Below are 1,017 nucleotides of genomic sequence, written 5' to 3'. Positions count from 1 at the left end.
TGGCCCGACCCGACCCACAGCGAGAACGGGGAGACACCCGGAACAGAACCGTGGCGGCCAGCAGCGGAGATCATCGACTGGTCCGAGCGCGGCGAGAGCATCTGGGGCCGTGATCGCCCGCTCGTCCAGAATACGATGCAGCGAATCGCGGAGGGTATCCGCCGGCATAGTGACGATGCTATCGAGCCGTTCGCGAACGCCGTCGCAGAACTAGGTAAAGCCGATGTCGAGGCACTACAGGAAAACGCTGTCGAGATCACCGAGCCCGGTACGCTGGAGACTGCCGTCGGGCGGCACTCTGACCCGTTCCTCGTGAAATATTCCGGAATCCCAACGGGAGAGGAAGGAACTACGTCAGTCGATACACCCACAGTCGACAGCCAGCAGTTCAGCCTCTGTAGTCCGTACCTGCTCGGCCAGCAGTCCCATGCACGGCCGAAGAACGTCAGCGAGGCACCCGTCCCAACCATCGCAACGCGGGGAGCGATCAGCATGGTCGAGCCCCGCGCACGCTCGTTTATTCTGCCACGCAACGGCGCATACCGTGGCCTCCACAGCAACGCTACCTACGAACCGGACGAGCGACCGCTGCATACGGTGACGGCAAAAAATCACGATGGCCACTTGGTGACGCCATATCTCGTCCCGTACTACAGCGAGCGTGAAGGGCAGACACCACGAACACACGACATCGCAGAGCCACTACCAACGGTGACAGCAACCGGTTCAGACCCGTATCTCGCCCAGCCGTTCCTCGTCGAGTATTACGGCAACGGCGGGGCACAGTCGGTCGCAGACCCGATACCGACTATCACCACGAAAGACAGATTCGCGTTGATCTGTCCTGAAGCCTTCCCGTGGGGGCTGGACATTCGCTTTCGGATGCTCCAACCGCGCGAACTCGCGGCGGCGATGAGCTTCCCCGAAGACTACGAGATCGCCGGCAACAAGACCGAGACCACCAAGCAAATCGGGAACGCAGTCCCCGTGAACCTTGCCACAGCGCTGTGTGAACAG

Annotated in this window: 1 protein-coding gene; it reads left to right on the top strand. The window is 61.5% G+C overall.

Translation table 11 applies throughout. The features are described from left to right. On the top strand, positions 1–1,017 hold a 1,017-nt coding region (locus tag C450_RS18380; RefSeq protein ID WP_005046088.1), incomplete at both ends, for a DNA cytosine methyltransferase.

This window comes from Halococcus salifodinae DSM 8989 (assembly GCF_000336935.1).
GTDB lineage: Archaea > Halobacteriota > Halobacteria > Halobacteriales > Halococcaceae > Halococcus > Halococcus salifodinae.
The sequence above is the reverse complement of the archived record's forward strand: the minus strand, read 5'-3'. Positions and strand labels throughout refer to the sequence as shown.